The organism is Kitasatospora sp. GP82, from assembly GCF_029892105.1.
Lineage (GTDB): Bacteria > Actinomycetota > Actinomycetes > Streptomycetales > Streptomycetaceae > Kitasatospora.
On the sequence record NZ_JARZAJ010000135.1, the window covers coordinates 1 to 1,211 of the forward strand.

Sequence of the window (1,211 nt, forward strand, 5' to 3'; positions counted from 1 at the left end):
TCCTTGCGAATCGACATCAGACCGGGCATCTCGTGCTCGGCCAGCTGGATCTCCTTACGCCCGAAAGGCGCCAGGGAGAGATCGGCAACCTTGAAATCCTGACGAGTGGTCAACTTGGCTCCAATTGGGTTCGGTTATGCGGCGAGCGCGGGGGACCCCGCCCGGTACTCCGATGACTGGCCCGCACCACGCGAGAGATCGAGATTGCGGTAGATCTCCAGCGCCGCGGTGGACCGGTTGAGAGTGATGAAGTGCAATCCCGGCGCGCCCTCCGCCAGCAGGCGGCGAGCCATTCGGGTGGCGTACTCGACGCCGATCCGGTGTGCGGCGTCCGGGTCGTCGCGCACGGCCTCCAGGCGCTCGGCCAGGCCGCACGGGAAGGTGGCATTGCTGAGCTGGGCGAAGCGGCGGATCTGCGAGGCGTTGGTGGCGGGCATGATCTCCGGGATGATCGGCGTCTCACAGCCTGCGGCCGCGACCCGATCGCGCAGCCTCAGGTAGTGCTCGACATCGAAGAACATCTGCGTGATCGCATAGTCCGCACCGGCCCGGCACTTGGCGACGAAGTGTCCGATGTCGCTGTCCCAGTCCGGCGAACGCGGGTGCCGCTCGGGGAATGCGGCTACCCCCACACTGAAATCGCCGCACCCCTTCACCAGCCGGACCAACTCCGCGGCGTGGTCGAACCCTTGCGGGTGCGGCGTCCAGGGCCCGCACGGGTCGCCCGGCGGGTCGCCCCGCAGAACCAGCACATCGCGGATCCCGACATCGGCGTAGCGCCCGATGATGGCGCGCAGTTCGGCGACCGAATGACCGACCGCGGTGAGATGGGCCACCGCACGCAACGTGGTCTGCTCGGCGATCCGTTCCACCGCCTCGACCGTACGGGCCCGCGAGGACCCGCCGGCGCCGTACGTCACCGACACGAAGGTAGGCGCCACGGCCTCCACCCGGCGGACCGCCTGCCAGAGCGCGTTCTCACCGGGATCGGTCTTCGGCGGGAAGAACTCGAAGGAGATGGTGGGCTCCCCGCTCGCCAGTGCGGCCCGCAGGCTCCCGTCCGGAACTACCTGATCCGTCACCGCTGTTACTCCCTCCTCCATTGATCGTTCAAGGTCAGCGGGCGTTGAAGTATGTGGCTTCGGGGTGGTGAATCACTATGGCGTCGGTGGACTGTTCCGGGTGGAGCTGGAACTCCTCGGAGAGCACGA

At 67.5% G+C, this 1,211-nt stretch carries 2 protein-coding genes; both read right to left on the bottom strand.

Annotated features, from left to right (window positions below; genetic code table 11):
- Window positions 1–113 (bottom strand): adenosylhomocysteinase (locus tag P3T39_RS37460; protein ID WP_280703800.1); only part of this gene is annotated, 113 nt, incomplete at its 3' end.
- A gap of 21 nt (window positions 114–134) precedes the next feature.
- Window positions 135–1,103 (bottom strand): methylenetetrahydrofolate reductase [NAD(P)H], encoded by a 969-nt coding sequence (metF, locus tag P3T39_RS37465; RefSeq protein ID WP_280703799.1) that lies wholly within the window; start codon window positions 1,101–1,103, stop codon window positions 135–137.
- Window positions 1,104–1,211 lie beyond the last annotated feature (108 nt).